The sequence below is a fragment of the Buttiauxella cochleicola genome (assembly GCF_021282435.1).
Taxonomy (GTDB): Bacteria; Pseudomonadota; Gammaproteobacteria; order Enterobacterales; family Enterobacteriaceae; genus Buttiauxella; species Buttiauxella massiliensis.
Window position 1 is genome coordinate 1 of record NZ_JAJSOT010000015.1, and the last position, 19,229, is coordinate 19,229.

Here is a 19,229-nt window from a genome sequence, read left to right on the forward strand (position 1 = left end):
TAAATGAATTACTGCTTGGTCACTCTTCAAGACTTGATATTTTTTTGATACCCGAAGGTATCTGAGATATCAATCCTGCGAGTGCCCACACAGATTGTCTGATAAATTGTTAAAGAGCAGTGAGTTACGCGCTTTCGCTTGCTAACTCGAGGTGGCGTATATTACGCTTTCCTCTTTCAGAGTCAATCCTTAATTTCAGGATATTTGACTCTCATCGCCGCCGTTACTCTGTGATGTTGTTCACATGTTCCGTGTCGATGGAGGCGCATTATAGGGAGTTATCCTGAAGCTGCAACCCTAAATATGCAGTAATTTGACTGACTGCTGCAATCCCCAGCAAAACCCCGCCTTATACGCAGTTGTGCACAAAGTTATCCACATTCGTGATGAAGTCCTAAATTTTGCGAGCGTGACGCAAACGTTTTCGCTACAATGCACCCGCAATAAATGGACGCCCCGTTTTGGGGCGTTAGCTGAGTTTTAGGGAAAATAACTAAAATTCAGCTAACGCTCTTCTATATGCGAACCAAAGCTAAGGGATCAAACCATGCAACAACGTCGTCCTGTACGCCGCGCTCTGCTCAGTGTTTCTGACAAAGCCGGTATCGTCGAATTCGCCCAGGCGCTCTCCCAACGTGGCGTGGAGCTGCTGTCCACTGGCGGAACCGCTCATCTGCTGGCTAAAGCTGGCCTGCCGGTAACCGAAGTCTCTGACTACACCGGTTTTCCGGAGATGATGGATGGACGCGTCAAAACCCTGCATCCAAAAGTTCACGGCGGCATTCTGGGTCGTCGCGGCCAGGATGATGCGATCATGGAACAACACGCTATCTCCCCAATCGATATGGTTGTCGTCAACCTCTATCCGTTTGCCCAGACTGTTGCCCGCGAAGGCTGCTCTTTAGAAGATGCGGTAGAGAATATCGATATCGGCGGCCCAACCATGGTGCGCTCCGCGGCGAAGAACCATAAAGATGTGGCAATCGTAGTAAAGAGCGGCGACTACGAAGCGATTATTAGCGAGCTGGATGCTAATGAAGGATCTCTGACGCTCGAGACACGTTTCGATTTGGCTATTAAGGCTTTCGAACACACCGCCGCTTACGACAGCATGATCGCCAACTACTTCGGTAGCATGGTTCCTGCCTACCATGGCGAAAGCAAAGATCCTTCCGGCCGCTTCCCTCGCACGCTAAACCTGAACTTCATTAAGAAGCAGGATATGCGTTACGGTGAAAACAGCCACCAGCAAGCAGCCTTCTATATAGAAGAAGAAATTAAAGAAGCTTCCGTTGCCACCGCAACTCAGGTTCAGGGCAAAGCGCTCTCTTATAACAACATTGCTGATACCGATGCCGCGCTGGAATGTGTGAAAGAGTTTAGCGAACCTGCCTGCGTTATCGTGAAGCATGCCAACCCATGCGGTGTGGCTGTCAGCGATTCCTTATTAGATGCCTACGACCGCGCCTATAAAACTGACCCAACTTCTGCATTCGGCGGCATCATCGCGTTCAACCGTGAACTGGATGCTGAAACCGCGCAGGCAATTATCTCCCGCCAGTTCGTCGAAGTGATTATCGCGCCATCAGCCAGCGACGAAGCGCTGAAGATCACAGCGGCTAAGCAAAACGTTCGCGTTCTGACTTGCGGCCAGTGGCAGCAACGTGTTCCGGGTCTGGATTTCAAGCGCGTTAACGGCGGAGTGTTAGTACAGGATCGCGATCTGGGTATGGTTACTGCCGCAGACCTGCGTGTTGTCAGCAAGCGCCAGCCAACCGAGCAAGAACTGCGTGATGCGCTGTTCTGCTGGAAAGTAGCGAAGTTCGTGAAGTCCAATGCGATTGTCTATGCCCGCGAGAATATGACTATTGGTATAGGTGCCGGTCAGATGAGCCGTGTTTACTCCGCCAAAATTGCCGGTATCAAAGCTGCCGATGAAGGCCTGGACGTAAAAGGCTCCGCAATGGCATCCGATGCCTTCTTCCCATTCCGTGACGGTATTGATGCCGCAGCGGCAGTTGGTGTGAGCTGTGTTATTCAGCCTGGCGGTTCAATCCGCGACGACGAAGTGATCGCCGCCGCTGACGAACACGGGATCGCCATGATCTTTACCGACATGCGCCACTTCCGCCATTAATCCTGGAGCGTCTATAAATGAAAGTATTAGTAATAGGCAATGGCGGTCGCGAACACGCGCTGGCCTGGAAAGCGTCACAGTCACCATTAGTGCGCACGGTATTTGTTGCTCCAGGCAATGCGGGCACGGCTCTGGAACCTGCTTTGCAGAACGTGGCGATTAGCCCGACGGACATTCCCGCGCTGTTGAGTTTTGCACAAAACGAAAAAATCGACCTGACGATTGTTGGCCCAGAAGCGCCGCTGGTGATTGGCGTGGTTGATGCCTTCCGTGCGGCTGGCCTGAAAATCTTTGGCCCAACTCAGGGTGCTGCGCAGTTAGAAGGCTCCAAAGCCTTCACCAAGGATTTCCTGGCTCGCCATAAAATCCCAACTGCTGAATACCAGAACTTCACCGAAGTGGAACCTGCACTGGCTTACGTCCGTGAAAAAGGCGCGCCGATTGTGATTAAGGCCGACGGTCTGGCTGCAGGCAAAGGCGTGATTGTGGCGATGACGCTCGCTGAAGCCGAAGCCGCCGTTAACGATATGCTGGCGGGTAACGCATTCGGCGACGCCGGGCACCGTATCGTGGTGGAAGAGTTCCTTGATGGTGAAGAAGCCAGTTTCATTGTGATGGTTGACGGTAAGAATGTGCTGCCGATGGCCACCAGCCAGGATCATAAACGGGTTGGCGATGGTGATACCGGCCCGAATACTGGCGGCATGGGTGCGTACTCCCCGGCTCCGGTAGTGACTAATGAAGTCCACCAGCGTGCAATGGACCTGGTTATCTGGCCAACCGTGCGCGGTATGGCGGCTGAAGGGAATACCTACACCGGTTTCCTTTATGCAGGGCTGATGATCGACAAACAAGGTAACCCGAAGGTTATCGAGTTTAACTGCCGCTTTGGCGACCCTGAAACCCAGCCAATCATGCTGCGCCTGCAATCAGATCTGGTTGAGCTGTGCCTCGCTGCATGTGATGGCAAGCTTGATGTGACGACATCTAAGTGGGATGAGCGCCCATCTCTGGGTGTGGTGATGGCGGCTGGCGGCTACCCTGCTGATTACCGTAACGGTGATGTAATTCATGGTTTGCCACTTGAAGAAGTCGCAGACGGCAAGGTGTTCCACGCCGGAACGAAATTGCGTGAAGACGATATGGTTGTGACTAACGGTGGGCGCGTTCTGTGTGTGACCGCCTTAGGCGACACTGTCGCACAAGCGCAGCAGCGTGCTTATGAGCTTATGAAGGATATCCATTGGGATGGCAGTTTCAGCCGCTCCGATATTGGCTATCGTGCTATTGAGCGTGAAAACGCGAAGTAAGACTCGAAACTCGCAGTGATATTACAGACCGCCCTCGTGGCGGTTTTTCTATTTAGAACGTAGCAGGTTTAGGCTGCCAGCTACAGTAGTCCTGGTTCGCAACCAGTAACAGCTGTGATCCTTCCGGCGCTTCAAGCCAGGCAATACTGACATCCATTGATGAATGACGCTGCCGATTCGCAATATGAGTAAGCGATATGCTGTCGAGTTTAGGCTCGATTGTCTCACCTTCACAGGTTGTCACGGTGCCATTGCTGTGCCAGCGGCCCTGTCGCAACACAACACGCCCAATGCGCAATGCTTCGCTGGTCGCTTTAGTCTGACTCGCCTGATACTGATATAAGGCGATTTGGTCATTAGAAAGCTGCTGCTTTTGACCATTCACTTCACGCTGCATGAAGCTCAGCTCACCGTGATCGTCAAAACGTACTTTTACATGCTCTGGAGGTTGGCTCTGAATCGTCATCTCAATTGAGACAAGTTGCTCGCCCTGCCAACGGTAATCATTGCTAGACGTCACCCCCTTCTGCAACGGACTAAACACCGCAAGCATATGGATGCTGCCATCATCGCTATTGTCTTTACGCCAGATGCGCACCACACCCTGATCGGCAATATAACCGCTCGCGGTAAATGGTGGGATAGGAGGTTGGCTGCTGCATGCCATTAGCAGCACTGTGCCTGCCAGCACGCCCAAAGGACGGCAGACAAACAAAAGGGGCGTAAACGCCCCTCTGCTAAAACTGTTCACTGACACTATTAGCTCTTAACAGCGTCTTTCAGTGCTTTGCCTGAAACAAATGCCGGCACGTTAGCTGCGGCGATTTTGATTTCATTACCAGTCTGTGGGTTGCGGCCAGTGCGCTCAGCACGGTGGTTTACCTTGAAGGTACCGAAACCAACCAGTTGGACAGCATCACCTTCTTTCAGAGACTCAGTAATTGCAGCCAGGGTGGATTCCAGAGCAGCTTTAGCCTGTACTTTAGACAGATCAGCCTTGTCAGCAATTACATCAATCAGTTGAGTCTTGTTCATAAGTTATCCTTACAATGTGTTTATCGCTTGCTAAGCATCGAGTGCGACGGAAATGCCAAAAAAGCACTCTCCTGCATACACGCACCGATAGCCACTTTTTTTCGCCCCACAAATGTAGACCAGACGGGGGGCTAATTGGAAGCCTTCAGGGGTGACAATTCGGACTGTAAGTCACGTTTTGCTGTCTTACTGCTGCAAATTTATACCAATATTGCTGCTACCCGCTTCACGCAAGTCCGCGCGGAGCCCTTTGATCAGCTCAACATCGCGTTCTTCGCAGTCAGCCAACAGGCGGAAAATCTCCCATTGGATGTCCCATTCTTCTTCAACAGCCGGGTTTGCTCTGAGCTCTTCGTCGGTCATTTCACGACCAGCCTGGGTCATTTCCAGCATGGCAACCGTGGTGATTGATGCCTTACTGACTTCAATTGCATGTTCCAGAGTTTCCCCTGAAAGACGTGAGTGAAGTAATTCGCTAAGCGCAACGCATGCATCAATCGCCGGGTAGACACCGTAAATATCATAGTCGTCGGCAGACGGAATGCCTTCTTCGAGTTTCTCGAGTTGGCTGTCAAAGTTTACTTTCGCATCTTTGACCGTCAATGTTTCCCAAATCAAGTCGAGAATACGGCGATACAACTGAGGATCACCAAATTCAGTCTGCTGGCAGAACATGGCGTAATTCGGATACATACGTTCGCATAAAGAAGCCATGAAAGTGACATGTTGCCAGCTTTCCAGTTTCTCCAGGCGCAGATGGATTGGGTTTTGTAACATAGCGATGTCTCAAAGACGGAATATTAGCGGCAGTTTACCTTAATCACCCCTGAATTGCTTGCCAGCGCGTGAAAGCCGGGCGACCCGATGCCACAGCATCTGCCCAGCGAGTGGGTTCAGGTAAGCGGTAACCCAACAGACAGCGATTCACCCATAGCAAGGCCGTATCAAGGCTTACACGGTGACCTGTGGAGACAAACAACGGATTGCAGCGCTTTTTACTGCGTAACACCCACGCAAGCGCTTCACCTTTGTCGCTCAGCAACTGGCATGAACCAGGTTCTTCAGATAACGGTTCAAACTTCCCACACAGACGTTTCTTGGCAACGCCAATCGTCGGTACATCCACCAGCAGGCCAAAATGGGCGGCTACGCCCAAACGCCGTGGGTGCGAAATACCATGGCCATCAACAAAAAGCAGATCTGGTTTTTGCGACAGCATTTCCCAAGCGGCAAGCAGTGCAGGATATTCGCGAAACGAGAGGAAACCGGGGATATAAGGCATTGAGGTGGCGACACGCGCCACCTGATATTCAACCAGTTCAAGGGAAGGATATTGCAATAACACAATGGCGGCTCGTGTAACCTCACCGCCCTGCTCAAAGCCAACGTCAGCCCCAGCGATTAACCGGGGAGGATCCTGCTCAAGACGATCCTCACGGATCACCTGTGAAGCAAGTTCGATCTGCTGTGCGCGCAAGATTGCAAGATCCATCACTGATCCTTACTCGTGATACGGCTTCGACAAACGGTGCACTGCTTCAACAAATGCACCCGCGTGTTCTGGCGGAACATCCTGGTGAATGCCATGACCCAGGTTAAAGACGTGGCCTTCACCTTTACCGAACCCAGCCAGAATAGTCGCCACTTCTTCTTCAATGCGTGCCGGCTGTGCATACAACATGGACGGGTCCATATTGCCCTGCAATGCGACTTTATGACCTACACGGCGACGAGCATCGGCGATGTCGGTCGTCCAGTCTAACCCCAGCGCATCGCATCCCGTTTCAGCCATTGCTTCCAGCCATTGACCACCACCTTTGGTGAACATCGTCACAGGCACTCGGCGGCCTTCATTTTCACGCAGTAGGCCATCGATGATTTTATGCATGTAGTAGAGAGAGAACTGCTGATAATCACGCCCGGTCAGCACGCCGCCCCAGGTATCGAAAATCATCACCGACTGTGCGCCCGCTTTGATTTGCGCATTCAGGTACTGCGTGACGCTTTGCGCCAGCTTATCGAGTAGAAGATGCAGCGCTTGCGGGTCGGCATACATCATCTTTTTGATCACGGTAAACGCTTTGCTGCTGCCGCCTTCGACCATGTAGGTTGCCAGCGTCCATGGGCTGCCGGTGAAACCAATCAGCGGCACTTCGCCTTTTAGTTCACGGCGAATAGTACGCACCGCGTTCATCACATAGCCCAGTTCATCTTCCGGATCGGGAATTGGCAACTTTTCAACATCAGCACGGCTGGTAATTGGCGAGCGGAAACGTGGGCCTTCACCCGCTTCAAAATAGAGGCCAAGCCCCATCGCATCCGGCACGGTAAGAATATCGGAGAAGAGGATCGCCGCATCAAGCTTGTAGCGACGCAGCGGCTGCAAAGTCACTTCGCAAGCCAGGTCAGCGTTTTTGCATAGCGACATAAAATCGCCGGCCTGCGCACGTGTCGCTTTGTATTCTGGCAAGTAACGACCTGCCTGCCTCATCATCCATACTGGCGTGGTATCTACAGGCTGGCGTTGCAGCGCCCGCAGGTAACGATCGTTCTTCAGTTCAGTCATTTTCAATTTCCTTTGGCTGTATCACGCCAGTTTATCATTCATAGTCGGCGCGACACAGGGCGACGGTGTCTTCGATCAAACGCCGTGCGACGGTGCCCGGCGGCGGCAACAACGGCAGTTGATCGTAGCGATACCAGCCCGCATCAATTAACTCTTTCGGGTCGATTTTAATGTCACCGCTGTGATATTCCGCCATGAACGCGGTCATCAGCGATTGCGGGAACGGCCAGGGTTGCGAGGTGACATAACGTAAGTTTTTCACGCGAATGCTGCTCTCTTCCATCACTTCACGAGCCACGGCCTGCTCAAGAGTTTCCCCGACTTCGACAAAACCGGCCAGCACGGTATAAACCCCACCGCGATGGCGTGTGTGCTGAGCAAGCAGGATATGGTCGTCACGACGGATAGCCACGATGATGCACGGTGAAATTTGTGGATAGTAGCGTTCACGACAATGGTTACACAGCATCGCCCATTCGGTTTTGCTGACGTGCATTTCATGGCCACAGTAGCCACAAAACTTATGCGAGCGATAGAACTCCGCCAACTGCACGCCACGACCAGCAAGTTGAAATAACCCTGGATCCTGGTCAATAACCTGGCGCACTGAGCCCATATCCGCACGGCGATGTTGCCGCACTAACCACACCGGCTCATTTTCCCACTCGCCGATAGACATCCCAACCGCACCATCAAGCTGAAAATCTTGTGCCGCTCCGTGAGGTAGCTCACCTTTCGGCAACCACAATTTTTGTTCATGACTGACGATAAACCAGCCCTGATCTAACTTTTGAATTACACGTTCCATAACCTGGTGCACATCCCCGAGTTCGCTGGTATAAACAAATGGTCGTAACAATTTTGGGTACGTTTGCGTTACATCTTTTACTCACGGAATCACGGAGTCAATCATGCTTAACCAGTTAGAAAATCTGACTGAGCGCGTCGGTGGTAGTAATGAGTTAATCGACCAATGGCTACATGCCCGCAAACATTTATTGGTGGCTTATTACAATATGGTTGGGATCAAGCCTAACAAGGAATCCCATACCGCGCTCAATGAAAAGGCTCTGGATAACTTTTGCCATAATTTGGTGGATTATCTTTCTGCCGGTCATTTCAATATTTATGAACGCATTATCAGCGAAATGGAAGGTAGCAGCCCACTTTTAGCCGCAACTCATCTTTATCCGCAGCTTGAAGCCAACACCCAGCACATTATGGATTTTTACGATTCGCATCTCGAAAGTGCTATCGATGATGATAACTATATTGAGTTCCAGAAAGCGTTATCCGGCATCGGTGAAGCGCTGGAATCACGTTTTTCACTGGAAGATAAACTCATTCAGTTAGCTTACGACCACGATATAAATGACAGTGCTAACGATACCGGCAGCCTTGCACGTCCGGCTTGAGTTCTGCGCTGTTAACGAGTAGTTTACATAACGACCCGTAGCAATACGGGTTTATCTTGTCGGAGTGCCGAGTGTTTAATTGAACACCGGCTGAGACCGTTAATTCGGGATCCGCGGAACCTGATCAGGCTAATACCTGCGAAGGGAACAAGAGTAATTCTGCTTTTGGGTTCACCCGTACGCGGGCGCCCCACATTCATTACTCCTCCGTTGTTCTGACAAGCCACTCCTTGATATTTACTGGAATGAGCTATGTCTATTACTGAAAAAAAACCAAACCGCCGCGAACAACGCGCTGCTGCCCAGCATTTTATCAATACGCTGGAAGGTACTGCTTTCCCTAATTCCCAACGCATTTATCTCACTGGCTCACGCGATGATATCCGCGTACCGATGCGCGAAATTCAACTCAGCCCAACAGCAACGGGCGGTACGAAAGAAAATCCTCTGTTCACCCCTAACGATGCGATACCGGTGTATGACACTTCGGGTCCGTATGGCGACCCGGCAATCAGTATCGACGTTCTGCGCGGGCTTCCACCACTGCGTGAAAGCTGGATTAGCGAGCGTGATGATTGCGAAACACTGACCGATCGTAGCTCTGCATATACCAAAGAGCGCCTGGCTGATGACGGCCTGGACGAATTGCGTTTTGAAACACAACTCACGCCTAAGCGCGCTAAAGCTGGGAAAATCGTTACACAACTGCACTATGCACGTCAGGGAATTGTGACGCCGGAAATGGAGTTTATCGCCGTCCGTGAAAACATGGGCCGCGAACGCGTTCGCGATGAAGTGTTACGCCACCAGCATCCAGGCCAGGGTTTTGGCGCGCGCCTGCCGGAAAATATTACCCCTGAGTTTGTACGTGACGAAGTCGCCGCAGGCCGGGCAATTATCCCTGCCAACATCAACCACCCCGAATCGGAACCGATGATTATCGGCCGTAATTTCCTTGTCAAAGTGAATGCCAATATCGGCAACTCAGCGGTCACCTCCTCCATTGAAGAAGAAGTGGAAAAACTGGTCTGGTCAACGCGCTGGGGCGCAGACACCGTGATGGATCTTTCTACCGGCCGCTATATCCACGAAACCCGCGAATGGATTTTGCGTAATAGCCCTGTGCCAATCGGCACCGTGCCAATCTACCAGGCACTAGAAAAAGTAAACGGCATCGCCGAAGACCTGACTTGGGAAATGTTCCGCGACACACTTCTGGAACAGGCCGAGCAAGGTGTGGATTACTTTACTATTCACGCCGGAGTGTTGCTGCGCTATGTGCCGATGACCGCCAAACGCCTGACCGGAATTGTTTCACGCGGAGGATCGATTATGGCGAAATGGTGCCTGTCGCATCATAAGGAAAACTTCCTGTATGAGCACTTCCGCGAAATCTGCGAAATCTGTGCCGCTTATGACGTTTCACTCTCACTGGGTGACGGCCTGCGCCCTGGCTCCATTCAGGATGCCAACGATGAAGCGCAATTCTCTGAGCTGCATACGCTTGGCGAGTTGACCAAAATTGCCTGGGAATACGATGTACAGGTAATGATTGAAGGCCCGGGACATGTGCCGATGCAGATGATTCGCCGCAACATGACCGAAGAACTAGAGCATTGCCACGAAGCGCCGTTCTACACTCTTGGCCCGTTGACCACTGACATTGCACCCGGTTACGACCATTTCACATCAGGGATTGGCGCGGCCATGATTGGCTGGTTCGGCTGCGCGATGCTGTGCTACGTCACGCCAAAAGAACATCTCGGCCTGCCAAACAAAGAAGATGTTAAACAGGGGCTGATTACCTACAAAATTGCGGCGCATGCCGCAGATCTGGCAAAAGGTCACCCTGGAGCGCAAATCCGCGATAACGCCATGTCAAAAGCCCGCTTTGAATTCCGCTGGGAAGACCAGTTTAACCTGGCGCTCGATCCCTTCACCGCTCGCGCCTATCACGATGAAACGCTACCGCAGGAATCCGGCAAAGTCGCGCACTTCTGTTCAATGTGCGGACCAAAATTCTGCTCGATGAAAATATCCCAGGAAGTCCGCGATTTCGCGGCTAAGCAAGCCATAGAAGTAGGCATGGACGATATGTCGCAATCCTTCCGGGCAAAAGGTGGCGAAATTTATCTGCGTCAGGAGGAAGTGTGATGAACACAACTGCATTTCCAGCCGTTCCCCAACGCCTGGGTTTGTATCCGGTGGTGGATAGCGTTGAGTGGATTGCCCGTCTGCTTGAAGCTGGCGTGCGCACCATTCAACTGCGCATCAAGGATAAAAGCGACGAAACAGTGGAAGCCGATATTGCGGCGGCTATCGAACTTGGCAAACGCTATGAAGCGCGTCTGTTTATTAACGATTATTGGCAACTGGCGATAAAGCATCACGCATACGGTATTCACCTGGGCCAGGAAGATATGGATGTGGCGAATCTGGACGCCATTCGCGATGCGGGCCTGCGCCTCGGGCTTTCGACGCACGACAATATGGAAATGGATCGCGCACTAATGGCGCGCCCTTCATACATCGCGTTGGGGCATGTTTTTCCAACTCATACCAAGCAGATGCCATCCGCTCCACAGGGGCTTTCGCAACTCGCAGCCCACATCAAAACGCTGGGCGATTACCCGACTGTCGCCATCGGTGGAATAAGCATCGAGCGTGTTCCTGCTGTACTCGCAACGGGCGTTGGAAGTGTCGCGGTCGTCAGCGCAATCACACAGGCCGCCGACTGGCGAGCGGCTACCGCTCAGCTTCTTGAACTTGTGGGAGCTGGCGATGAATGATGCCGATTTCATGCGTTACAGCCGCCAGCTGTTGCTGGAAGACATCGCTATTGAAGGGCAGCAAAAGCTGCTCGCCAGCAAAGTCTTAATCGTCGGGCTTGGCGGGCTGGGTTCGCCTGCCGCGTTATATCTTGCTGCCGCGGGCGTGGGTACTTTGATTCTCGCCGACGATGACACCGTGCATATCAGTAATTTACAGCGCCAGATTCTGTTTACCTCTCAGGATTTGGAACAGCCGAAATCGCTGGCCGCCCAACGCCATCTTCAGAAGCTTAACCCGGATATTACGCTCCAGGTTATTAGCGAGCGTTTAGCGGGAGCAACGTTGAACATAGCGGTAAAGAACGCCGATCTGGTGCTCGATTGTAGCGATAACATGGCGACACGGCATGGGATTAACGCTGCGTGCGTTGCGCATAACAAACCGTTGATTTCCGCCAGCGCAGTGGGGTTTGGCGGGCAACTGATGGTTCTTACGCCGCCGTGGGAAAGCGGCTGTTATCGCTGTGTCTGGCCTGATGAACACGAACCGGAACGCAATTGCCGCACCGCAGGCATTATCGGCCCGGTTGTTGGAGTCATGGGAACATTGCAGGCACTTGAAGCCATAAAAGTGATAAATGGCATGCTTCCCGCCACCGGGACTTTGCGCCTGTTCGACGCCCGCCAACACAGCTGGCGCTCCCTCGCAATGCAAAAAGCAGCTAATTGCCCGGTATGCGGAGGGCAAGATGCACATCCACTTTAACGACGAACCAATGCATTGTCCGGATAACCTGACGCTGGAAAATTTGTTGGAACAGTTGCGTTTAATGAGGCCAGGGATCGCACTGGCCATCAACCAGACTATCGTTCCACGCGAGCAATGGGAGACACATTTCTTGAATGATGGCGACCAAATCTTGCTTTTTCAGGCCATAGCCGGGGGTTAACATGCTACAGATTGCTGATAAAACTTTCTCGTCACGATTATTCACCGGTACCGGGAAATTCTCTTCGCCGCAGGTGATGGTCGAGGCCATTCGCGCCTCCGGTTCCCAACTGGTGACAATGGCAATGAAACGTGTCGATTTGCGTAACCATAACGATGCGATCCTCGCGCCATTGCTTGAAGCGGGCGTGCAGTTACTACCGAATACATCCGGAGCCAAAACGGCGGAAGAAGCGATTTTTGCCGCTCAACTGGCCCGTGAAGCGCTTGGTACGCATTGGGTAAAACTGGAAATCCACCCCGACACCCGCTATTTGCTGCCCGATCCCATCGAAACGCTGAAAGCGGCTGAGAAGCTCGTCAAACTGGGTTTTGTGGTATTGCCTTATTGCGGTGCCGATCCGGTTTTGTGCAAACGACTGGAGGACGCGGGATGCGCGGCGGTCATGCCGCTTGGAGCGCCAATTGGTTCGAATCAGGGCTTACAAACCCGCGCGTTTTTAGAAATTATTATCGACCAGGCTCGCGTGCCGGTTGTAGTTGATGCAGGCATCGGTGCGCCAAGCCATGCCGCTGAAGCCATGGAATTGGGTGCTTCAGCGGTACTGGTGAATACCGCCATTGCAGTTGCGCGAGATCCCATTCAAATGGCCCACGCTTTCCGCATGGCCGTTGAAGCAGGAGCAATTGCCGCTCAATCAGGTTTAGGGGCACGCCACCAGCAGGCACAAGCTTCCAGCCCGTTAACCCAGTTTCTTCAATTCAGCCAGGAGGTCTTGTGATGGCACAAACCTTCACCGACCGTTGGCGTGAACTGGACTGGGACGATATAACCCTTCGCATCAACAGCAAAACGGGAGCCGATGTGGAGCGAGCATTGAGCGCACGCAAAATCACCCGTAATGATCTGATGGCGCTGCTCTCTCCGGCAGCTAGCCAGTACCTCGAGCCCCTGGCACAACAGGCCCAGCAATTGACTCGCCAGCGTTTTGGTAACACGGTGAGTTTTTATGTGCCGCTTTATCTCTCGAATCTCTGCGCTAACGATTGTACTTATTGCGGTTTTTCGATGAGTAACAAGCTCAAACGTAAAACGCTTGATGAGCAAGAAATCGAGCGGGAATGCGAGGCGATTCGCAAACTGGGCTTTGAGCATTTGCTGTTGGTGACCGGCGAACACCAGACCAAAGTGGGCATGGATTATTTTCGCCAGCATCTTCCGGCCATTCGTCGCCAGTTCAGTTCACTGCAAATGGAAGTGCAACCGCTCGATGAACATGAATATGCCGAGCTGAAAACCCTCGGACTGGATGGTGTGATGGTTTACCAGGAGACTTATCACCAGGCGATTTACGCACAGCACCATTTGCGCGGTAATAAGCAGGATTTCTTCTGGCGCCTGGAAACGCCGGACAGACTCGGTCGGGCGGGAATCGACAAAATCGGCCTGGGCGCGCTGATTGGGTTATCGGATAGCTGGCGAACCGACTGTTTTATGGTGGCAGAGCACTTACTATGGCTTCAGCAAAACTACTGGCAAAGCCGTTATTCGATTTCATTTCCACGATTACGCCCCTGTGCAGGCGGCGTAGAACCGGCATCGGTAATGACAGAAAGCCAACTGGTACAGGTGATATGCGCGTTTCGCCTGCTTTCTCCCGATGTCGAGCTTTCACTTTCTACCCGTGAATCACCGTGGTTCCGGGATCATATGATCCCACTCGCCATTAACAATGTGAGTGCGTTCTCTAAAACTCAGCCCGGAGGGTACGCCGATAATCACCCTGAGCTTGAGCAGTTTGCACCGCACGACGGGCGCACTCCGGTGGAAGTGGCTGAGGCATTAACACACTCAGGCTTACAACCTGTGTGGAAAGATTGGGATAGTTTTCTGGGGAGAGTTCATTTTAGCTAATCAGGCTGACTTGGCTGGAAACGCAAAATGTAACCGGTTTCAGTCTATCTAAGTTTCTTTTGTGACACCTCACACACAATCACTGCAAAGCGGTTGTTGTACCGGGGCGTCACGGATAATTATCTGTGTATCCAACGGACACTGAGAGCAGATCTATGAAGAATATCGTTTTGTGTTGTGCAGCGGGTATGTCGACTAGCATTTTGGTCCAACGTATGAAGGACGCCGCTCAGAAGAAAGGTATTGAAGTCTCAATCAAGGCAGTGCCGGTTGCAGAATTTAAAGACAATATCGACACCGCCGATATCGTGCTGCTGGGTCCACAGGTTAAATACGAACACGCCAAGCTTCAAGCGATTGCAGAGCCGATGGGTAAAACGGTTGCTGTTATCGACATGATGGATTACGGCATGATGAAAGGCGATGTTGTGCTCGAGAAAGCTTTGAAAATGATGGAGTCATAAGACGTGGATGATTTAGAAACGATTATCATGGAATTGTTGGTTAATGCCGGTAGCGCACGCAGCCAGGCACTGACAGCTCTGCAAATGGCCCGTAAGGGGGATTTCGTAGCAGCTCAACAAGCGATGGAAGAGTCTCGTGAGTTTGTGAAACATGCGCATAAAATTCAGACCCAACTTATCGGGTTAGATGAAGGCTCTGGCAAACTGCCGGTTAACTTGATTACCGTACACTCCCAGGACCACCTGATGAACGCGATGGTGATTCAGGATTTGGCCGAAGACATGATTGAACTGTATCGCCGCCTGCCGCTAGCTAACTGATTTTTCGTTCCTTTCAGTTTTAACGCTTCAGATTTCAGGCATAAAAAAACCGCTCTTTCGAGCGGTTTTTGTTTTTGGCGTCTCTAACGATTAATCGTTATCGTTACCGCCCAGATTACCTGCGTTCAGCAATTCTGCCAGGCTGGCAGTTGCATCTGCTGCAGTGACCTGAGGTACAACTGGCGCTTCGCCCGCTGCACGACGGCGCATACGATCCTGGTGGTACGCATAACCGGTACCAGCAGGGATCAAACGACCGACGATAACGTTCTCTTTCAGGCCGCGCAGTTCGTCACGTTTACCCGCAACAGCTGCTTCGGTAAGCACACGAGTTGTCTCCTGGAACGATGCCGCGGAGATGAAGGACTCGGTTGCCAGAGAGGCTTTGGTGATACCCAGCAGATCGCGTGAGAAGGACACGTTGATCTTGCCGTTCGCTTCCAGTTCGCGGTTAGCGATCTTGACGCGAGAGTATTCAGCCTGCTCACCTTCCAGGAAGTCAGAGCTACCAGCGTTAACGATGGTTGCTTTACGCAACATCTGACGCACGATGACTTCGATGTGTTTATCGTTAATCTTAACGCCTTGCAGACGGTAAACGTCCTGCACTTCGTTGGTGATGTAACGAGTCACAGCATACACGCCACGCAGACGCAGAATGTCGTGCGGAGATTCTGGACCATCGGAAACAACGTCACCGCGTTCTACAACTTCGCCTTCGAACACGTTCAGCTGACGCCACTTAGGAATCATCTCTTCGTAAGCATCGCTGCCGTCGAGTGGAGAGATAACCAGACGGCGTTTGCCTTTGGTTTCTTTACCGAACGAGATGATCCCGCTGATTTCAGCAAGGATAGCTGGCTCTTTCGGACGACGTGCTTCGAACAGGTCAGCAACGCGTGGCAGACCACCGGTGATGTCCTTGGTACCACTGGATTCCTGCGGAATACGCGCCAGCGCGTCACCAGAGTGAATCTGAGTACCATCTTCCAGCTGAACAATCGCTTTACCTGGCAGGAAGTACTGAGCTGGCATATCTGTACCAGGGATCAGAACGTCGTTGCCTTGAGCATCAACAATTTTCAGTGCTGGACGCAGATCTTTACCACCCGCGGTACGTTCTGCAGAATCCAGAACAACCAGAGATGACAAGCCTGTCAGTTCGTCAGTTTGACGAGTAATGGTCTGGCCGTCGACCATGTCAGTAAAGCGGATGAAACCACTTACTTCGGAGACGACTGGCATTGTATGCGGATCCCAGTTTGCTACGGTTTCGCCCGCTGCAATCTGCTCGCCATCACCTTTGCCCATTACCGCACCGTAAGGAACTTTATAGCTCTCTTTAGTACGACCGAATTCGTCAATCAGTTTCAGTTCAGTGTTACGAGAAGTCACTACCAGTTTACCGGCAGAGTTCACAACCGACTTCGCGTTGCTGAGCTTGATGCTACCTTTGTTCTTAACCTGAATGCTGGATTCAGCAGCAGAACGAGATGCCGCACCACCGATGTGGAACGTACGCATCGTCAGCTGAGTACCTGGTTCACCGATGGACTGTGCCGCGATAACCCCGATAGCTTCACCTTTGTTGATGATGTGACCACGTGCCAGGTCGCGACCATAGCAGTGTGCACACACGCCAAAGTCGGTTTCACAACCAACAACAGAACGTACTTTCACGCTATCAACAGAGTTAAGTTCTAACACGTCACACCACTGCTCATCGATCAGGGTGTTACGGGTTACGAGGATGTCTGCAGTACCCGGCTTGATCACATCTTCAGCCGTTACACGGCCCAGAACGCGGTCGCGCAGTGGTTCTTTAACATCACCGCCTTCGATAACCGGAGTCATCGTGATACCTTCGAGGGTGCCACAATCGTCTTCGGTAACAACCAGATCCTGTGCAACGTCAACCAGACGACGCGTCAGATAACCGGAGTTCGCAGTTTTCAGTGCGGTATCCGCCAGACCTTTACGAGCACCGTGCGTGGAGATGAAGTACTGGAGTACGTTCAGACCTTCACGGAAGTTCGCGGTGATTGGCGTTTCGATGATGGAGCCATCTGGCTTAGCCATCAGACCACGCATACCAGCCAACTGACGAATCTGTGCTGCAGAACCACGAGCACCGGAGTCGGCCATCATGTAAATGCTGTTGAAGGAAACTTGCTGCTCTTCGACGCCGTCACGGTTAATAACGGATTCGGTTTGCAGGTTGTCCATCATCGCTTTAGATACACGATCGTTCGCCGCAGCCCAGATATCGATTACTTTGTTATAGCGTTCGCCGGCTGTTACCAGACCAGACTGGAACTGTTCCTGAATTTCAGCAACTTCAGCTTCCGCTTCAGAGATGATTTCAGTTTTCTTCGCAGGGATGACCATGTCATCGATACCAACGGATACACCTGAACGCGCTGCATAAGCAAAGCCGGTATACATCGTTTGGTCAGCAAAGATTACCGTAGGCTTCAGGCCCAGAATACGATAACAAGTGTTCAGCATTTTGGAGATTGCCTTCTTGCCCAGCGCCTGGTTGACGATGGAGTAAGGCAGACCTTTCGGTACGATCATCCACAAAATCGCACGACCTACGGTAGTGTCGATAATGCTGGTTTTGGCAACGAACTCTTCGTTCTCGCCTTTTTCATATTCAGTGATACGCACTTTTACACGCGCATGCAGAGAGGCCAGACCTGCGCGATAAATACGCTCAGCTTCTTTAGGGCCGGTCAGCACCATGCCTTCGCCTTTGGCGTTAACACAGTCACGGGTCATGTAGTACAGACCCAATACAACGTCCTGAGAAGGAACGATGATTGGCTCGCCGTTCGCTGGTGACAGGATGTTGTTGGTAGACATCATCAGCGCACGCGCTTCCAACTGAGCTTCAAGCGTCAGTGGAACGTGTACTGCCATCTGGTCACCATCGAAGTCGGCGTTATATGCCGCACAAACCAGCGGGTGCAGCTGGATAGCTTTACCTTCGATCAGTACTGGCTCAAATGCCTGGATACCCAAACGGTGCAGAGTTGGTGCACGGTTCAGCAGTACCGGGTGTTCGCGGATAACTTCGTCCAGGATATCCCAAACGACAGCTTCTTCGCGCTCAACCATTTTCTTCGCAGCTTTAATGGTGGTAGCAAGACCACGCAGTTCCAGCTTGCCGTAGATGAACGGTTTGAACAGCTCCAGTGCCATTTTCTTAGGCAGACCGCACTGATGCAGACGCAGGTATGGACCTACGGTGATTACAGAACGACCGGAGTAGTCAACACGTTTACCCAACAAGTTCTGACGGAAACGACCCTGCTTACCTTTGATCATATCGGCCAAAGATTTCAGAGGACGCTTGTTAGAACCTGTGATGGCACGACCGCGACGGCCGTTATCCAGCAGGGCATCTACCGCTTCCTGCAGCATACGTTTTTCGTTACGTACGATGATGTCAGGAGCAGCCAGATCCAGCAGACGTTTCAGACGGTTGTTACGGTTGATAACGCGACGATACAGATCGTTCAGATCCGACGTTGCGAAACGACCACCATCCAGCGGAACTAATGGACGCAGATCTGGCGGCAGAACCGGCAGAACTGTCAGGATCATCCACTCTGGTTTGTTACCAGATTGAACGAACGCTTCCAGCAGTTTGATACGCTTGGTCAGCTTTTTACGTTTGGTTTCGGAGTTGGTTTCGTTCAGCTCTTCACGCAGAGTTTCACACTCTTGCTCCAGATCCATGTTTTTCAACAAGGCCTGAATAGCTTCCGCACCCATCTTCGCATCGAATTCGTCACCGAACTCTTCCAGCGCATCCAGATACTGCTCTTCAGTCAGGATCTGACGACGCTCGAGGTTGGTCATACCGCCTTCGATAACCACATATGATTCGAAGTAAAGTACACGTTCGATATCACGCAGTGGCATATCCAGCAGCAAGCCGATACGAGACGGCAGTGACTTCAGGAACCAAATGTGTGCAGTTGGGGAAGCCAGCTCGATGTGACCCATGCGCTCACGGCGCACTTTAGTTTGGGTAACTTCAACGCCACACTTCTCACAAATAACACCACGGTGTTTCAGGCGCTTGTACTTACCGCACAGGCACTCATAGTCTTTTACTGGCCCAAAAATACGAGCACAGAACAGACCGTCACGTTCTGGTTTGAACGTACGATAGTTAATGGTTTCCGGCTTTTTAACTTCGCCGAACGACCAAGAACGGATCATGTCTGGCGATGCCAGAGCAATTTTGATCGCATCAAACTCTTCGGTCTTAGTTTGCGCTTTCAGAAACTTAAGTAAGTCTTTCACGGATTAGCTCCCGTCGGAGTGAGACTTCT

Annotated in this window: 18 protein-coding genes and 1 riboswitch; of the genes, 11 read left to right on the plus strand and 7 right to left on the minus strand. The window is 51.9% G+C overall.

Translation table 11 applies throughout. The annotated features are described in order from the left end of the window. Positions 1 to 547: 547 nt before the first annotated feature. Both purH and purD read left to right on the plus strand, forming a co-directional pair. A complete protein-coding gene (gene purH / locus LVQ77_RS21655) occupies positions 548 to 2,137 on the plus strand; it encodes a bifunctional phosphoribosylaminoimidazolecarboxamide formyltransferase/IMP cyclohydrolase (protein WP_232866916.1) in 1,590 nt (529 codons plus the stop codon). A gap of 17 nt (positions 2,138 to 2,154) precedes the next feature. After that, positions 2,155 to 3,447 carry a phosphoribosylamine--glycine ligase gene (gene purD / locus LVQ77_RS21660; RefSeq protein WP_232866919.1) on the plus strand — a complete coding sequence of 431 codons (1,293 nt, stop codon included), beginning with the start codon at positions 2,155 to 2,157 and terminating at the stop codon, positions 3,445 to 3,447. Between the two features lie 52 nt (positions 3,448 to 3,499). Here purD and LVQ77_RS21665 read toward each other — a convergent pair whose 3' ends face one another. The 6 genes from LVQ77_RS21665 to nudC form a co-directional block, all read right to left on the minus strand. Beyond that, positions 3,500 to 4,198 (minus strand): DUF1481 domain-containing protein, encoded by a 699-nt coding sequence (locus LVQ77_RS21665; protein ID WP_232866951.1) that lies wholly within the window; start codon positions 4,196 to 4,198, stop codon positions 3,500 to 3,502. Positions 4,199 to 4,206: 8 nt separating this feature from the next. Next, on the minus strand, positions 4,207 to 4,482 hold the full coding sequence (gene hupA, locus LVQ77_RS21670) for a nucleoid-associated protein HU-alpha (RefSeq protein WP_034492331.1): 276 nt from the start codon (positions 4,480 to 4,482) through the stop codon (positions 4,207 to 4,209). 186 nt (positions 4,483 to 4,668) lie between these two features. After that, positions 4,669 to 5,259 carry a YjaG family protein gene (locus tag LVQ77_RS21675; protein WP_154155978.1) on the minus strand — a complete coding sequence of 197 codons (591 nt, stop codon included), beginning with the start codon at positions 5,257 to 5,259 and terminating at the stop codon, positions 4,669 to 4,671. Positions 5,260 to 5,302: 43 nt separating this feature from the next. After that, positions 5,303 to 5,974 (minus strand): deoxyribonuclease V, encoded by a 672-nt coding sequence (nfi, locus tag LVQ77_RS21680; protein WP_232905466.1) that lies wholly within the window; start codon positions 5,972 to 5,974, stop codon positions 5,303 to 5,305. Positions 5,975 to 5,983: 9 nt separating this feature from the next. Beyond that, positions 5,984 to 7,048 (minus strand): uroporphyrinogen decarboxylase, encoded by a 1,065-nt coding sequence (gene hemE, locus LVQ77_RS21685; RefSeq protein WP_232905467.1) that lies wholly within the window; start codon positions 7,046 to 7,048, stop codon positions 5,984 to 5,986. A 34-nt stretch (positions 7,049 to 7,082) separates the two neighbouring features. Next, the gene (nudC, locus tag LVQ77_RS21690; RefSeq protein ID WP_232866927.1) at positions 7,083 to 7,856 is read right to left on the minus strand and encodes an NAD(+) diphosphatase; all 774 of its coding nucleotides are present in this window, start codon (positions 7,854 to 7,856) and stop codon (positions 7,083 to 7,085) included. A 103-nt stretch (positions 7,857 to 7,959) separates the two neighbouring features. On the opposite strand from nudC, the gene rsd reads away from it, so the two are divergent. From rsd to LVQ77_RS21735, 9 genes are all read left to right on the plus strand, one after another. Continuing rightward, positions 7,960 to 8,463 carry a sigma D regulator gene (gene rsd, locus LVQ77_RS21695; protein WP_232866930.1) on the plus strand — a complete coding sequence of 168 codons (504 nt, stop codon included), beginning with the start codon at positions 7,960 to 7,962 and terminating at the stop codon, positions 8,461 to 8,463. A 50-nt stretch (positions 8,464 to 8,513) separates the two neighbouring features. Further along, positions 8,514 to 8,627: riboswitch (TPP riboswitch) on the plus strand. Between the two features lie 88 nt (positions 8,628 to 8,715). After that, positions 8,716 to 10,617, plus strand: coding sequence for a phosphomethylpyrimidine synthase ThiC (gene thiC / locus LVQ77_RS21700; RefSeq protein ID WP_232905468.1), 1,902 nt, complete (start codon positions 8,716 to 8,718; stop codon positions 10,615 to 10,617). Next, on the plus strand, positions 10,617 to 11,252 hold the full coding sequence (gene thiE, locus LVQ77_RS21705) for a thiamine phosphate synthase (RefSeq protein ID WP_232905473.1): 636 nt from the start codon (positions 10,617 to 10,619) through the stop codon (positions 11,250 to 11,252). The genes thiC and thiE overlap by 1 nt, the downstream gene beginning before the upstream one ends. Further along, positions 11,245 to 12,000 carry a HesA/MoeB/ThiF family protein gene (locus LVQ77_RS21710; protein ID WP_232905469.1) on the plus strand — a complete coding sequence of 252 codons (756 nt, stop codon included), beginning with the start codon at positions 11,245 to 11,247 and terminating at the stop codon, positions 11,998 to 12,000. The genes thiE and LVQ77_RS21710 overlap by 8 nt, the downstream gene beginning before the upstream one ends. After that, the gene (gene thiS / locus LVQ77_RS21715) at positions 11,984 to 12,184 is read left to right on the plus strand and encodes a sulfur carrier protein ThiS (protein WP_232866936.1); all 201 of its coding nucleotides are present in this window, start codon (positions 11,984 to 11,986) and stop codon (positions 12,182 to 12,184) included. Before LVQ77_RS21710 ends, thiS begins: the two co-directional genes overlap by 17 nt. A gap of 1 nt (position 12,185) precedes the next feature. Beyond that, the gene (gene thiG / locus LVQ77_RS21720; protein ID WP_232905470.1) at positions 12,186 to 12,965 is read left to right on the plus strand and encodes a thiazole synthase; all 780 of its coding nucleotides are present in this window, start codon (positions 12,186 to 12,188) and stop codon (positions 12,963 to 12,965) included. Then, the gene (thiH, locus tag LVQ77_RS21725; protein WP_232905471.1) at positions 12,965 to 14,098 is read left to right on the plus strand and encodes a 2-iminoacetate synthase ThiH; all 1,134 of its coding nucleotides are present in this window, start codon (positions 12,965 to 12,967) and stop codon (positions 14,096 to 14,098) included. The genes thiG and thiH overlap by 1 nt, the downstream gene beginning before the upstream one ends. A gap of 155 nt (positions 14,099 to 14,253) precedes the next feature. After that, positions 14,254 to 14,562 (plus strand): PTS sugar transporter subunit IIB, encoded by a 309-nt coding sequence (locus LVQ77_RS21730; RefSeq protein WP_034461506.1) that lies wholly within the window; start codon positions 14,254 to 14,256, stop codon positions 14,560 to 14,562. Positions 14,563 to 14,565: 3 nt separating this feature from the next. Further along, a complete protein-coding gene (locus tag LVQ77_RS21735) occupies positions 14,566 to 14,883 on the plus strand; it encodes a PTS lactose/cellobiose transporter subunit IIA (protein WP_232905472.1) in 318 nt (105 codons plus the stop codon). A 90-nt stretch (positions 14,884 to 14,973) separates the two neighbouring features. Here the strand turns inward: LVQ77_RS21735 and rpoC are convergent, their stop codons facing one another. Beyond that, complete coding sequence (gene rpoC, locus LVQ77_RS21740; RefSeq protein ID WP_064515278.1) at positions 14,974 to 19,200, minus strand: DNA-directed RNA polymerase subunit beta'; 4,227 nt, start codon at positions 19,198 to 19,200, stop codon at positions 14,974 to 14,976. Between the last annotated feature and the right edge of the window lie 29 nt (positions 19,201 to 19,229).